This is a genomic window from Desulforhabdus sp. TSK, assembly GCF_022836495.1.
Classification (GTDB): Bacteria; Desulfobacterota; Syntrophobacteria; order Syntrophobacterales; family Syntrophobacteraceae; genus Desulforhabdus.
In genome coordinates, this window is record NZ_BQXM01000153.1 from 1 (window position 1) to 454 (window position 454).

Annotated in this window: 1 protein-coding gene; it reads right to left on the reverse strand. The window is 60.1% G+C overall.

The annotated features are described in order from the left end of the window. A partial coding sequence (locus tag MWC30_RS21925; protein ID WP_244086321.1) for an ATP-binding protein occupies positions 1 to 454 on the reverse strand: 454 nt, incomplete at both ends.

Consider the following 454-nt stretch of genomic DNA (forward strand, 5'->3'; position numbering starts at 1 on the left):
GTTGCTGCTTCCGCCTTCTTCGTTGAAGAGGCGGTCCAACTCTCGGTTAATCAGTGCGAAGGCTCGGTTCGACGATCCGACGCCCAGCATCATCGTGATCAAGGTGAGCGTTTGACGGATCTTCTCTGCATCACTTGCCCAGATCCTCAGCGGGTCCAAGGACTGGTTGGGCTGCATGAAGTCAATGATGTTGGCCGTGGTCAGCGTTCGTGCCAAGGCGGCGTACTCCTGGTTGTCGGAGTGGTCAACCACGATGAGTTGTCCGCCTCGGTCGAGCACGTGGGAAGAGCAGGTCTTCAGGAGGTGGGACTTGCCCGATCCCAGCTCTCCGACTGCTGCGAACGATCCGCTGATGTCGTTCTCGGCCAGTCCCGCGGGGTCCATCAGCACCGTGGAGTGACGCCCGGTAGTGATGTTGGTGGCGATGCGGAAGCCCGTGTTCATGCCCAGGGAG